Source organism: Alteromonas sp. AO-Serp (genome assembly GCF_017849675.1).
Lineage (GTDB): Bacteria > Pseudomonadota > Gammaproteobacteria > Enterobacterales > Alteromonadaceae > Alteromonas > Alteromonas macleodii.
Window position 1 is genome coordinate 1 of record NZ_JAFLMX010000231.1, and the last position, 1,618, is coordinate 1,618.

At 43.3% G+C, this 1,618-nt stretch carries 1 protein-coding gene and 1 pseudogene; one reads left to right on the forward strand and one right to left on the reverse strand.

What is annotated here, in order from left to right:
- Positions 1–99: 99 nt before the first annotated feature.
- Positions 100–1,053, reverse strand: a complete 954-nt coding sequence (locus QVA83_RS15615) for a YihY/virulence factor BrkB family protein (protein WP_101565449.1) — start codon at positions 1,051–1,053, stop codon at positions 100–102.
- Positions 1,054–1,452: 399 nt separating this feature from the next.
- On the opposite strand from QVA83_RS15615, the pseudogene QVA83_RS15620 reads away from it, so the two are divergent.
- Positions 1,453–1,618, forward strand: a pseudogene (locus QVA83_RS15620) (protease); the annotation flags it as partial.

Here is a 1,618-nt window from a genome sequence, read left to right on the forward strand (position 1 = left end):
GATATAGGTAAAATGAAAAGAAATGCTCGTAAAGATGCTAAAAATTGATGGTGAGGAAGGCGCTGCTAGATAATGCATGCGCCTCAGATAGCTTAAGCATTAGCGCCTTAAATCATCCGGTGTATGGTCTGCCACAAATGCGTTTCTTTCGCCCATGGGTCTGTCTTCACCCACCGTACTGTCTGCAGTAGTTTGGAGCTCTATCGACGAGTTCACCTCTGCACCGATTAGAATGATATAGGCGGTTAAATACAACCACATAAGCAAAATAATAATGCCCCCAACGGAGCCGTAGGTTTTGTTGTAGCTTCCAAATTCATTGAGGTATATCGAAAAACCATACGAGGCTACCACCCATAATAAGGTGGCAAAAACTGACCCCGGCGTCACCCAACGCCACTGGGCTTCTCTTCGGTGAGGGGCATATCGATATAGGGCTGAAAGCGCAATATTAAATAGGGCCAGCATAACTGGCCAAGTCACCCACATGGCTTGCTCGGTACTAAGGGCATTTGACGTCATCCAGTTTAATGCTTCGGGTAAAATGGTGATGCAGGCGAGGGACACAATTACGGTAAGGATCATAAATATGGTGCACGTAATGCGCGCTAGAATACCTTTGAAAAAGCCTCTTCCTTCCGCCTCGCTATAGGTAATGTTGCATGCTTTTATCAGTGCGTTGGCGCCTTTGCTACTGCTCCACAGTGACAAGAGCAGAGTAAATAAAAAACTCCAGCCTAATGCAGTATTCGACTTCTCGGTTAAATTTTTAAGCTGTTCTTCAATGATGTAGCGACTGTCATTTGGCACCACATTTACCAGCAATGCCATGTGGCGTTGCAGTTCGTCGGGTGATACAACAAGCCCATACAAGGCAATGGTTGCCCCTAGTAAGGGGAAGATAGCCAGCAAGCAGTAAAAGGCAACCCCAGCGGAGATAAGAGGAATGTTATCTTTTTGCAGGCTAGTGAAAATACGCTTTGAAATACTCCACCAACTTTTCAAAGAAAGCTCGAATGCAGATTTAGCGTGGTTGAAACGTTCCTTGCTCATGTGTCCTCATGTTTTGCCTAAACGATAGAACTCTTAAAGCTTGATACATGAAAACTTCGCTGTCGGCTTACATCAACTTAAAAAAGGAGCGAGAAAGAAGCTCTGTAAATCGTTCACAAAATCTGAATATGTGCGTGACTATCAATGGTGGTGAAATTGTTGGTATTTCATTTATTGTAATTGAATCAATGACTTGCGTTTGTTTGGTTTGGATGGTTTGTAATTTGCACCTTCAACAGCATCGTAGTTAGATAGTAAGAGCTAGGTTATGCCATGCACAAACTAACGCGTTCACCTGATGGGATTTGCTAAAGGTGGTAGGCGGACAGTTATTCTCGTCGTGTGGCGATCCCTGCTTTTACTAGTTTTACATTTCGTCTTTCAAAAGGAGTGAACATTATGAGCAACACCCAAAACCTTAAAGGCAAAAAAATCGCTATTTTGGCAACTAATGGTTTTGAGCAAAGCGAGTTGATTCAACCAAGAGACAAGTTTATTGAGCAAGGTGCTGACGTTGATGTGCTATCTATTGATGATCAGACAACAATTAAAGCATGGGACGAAG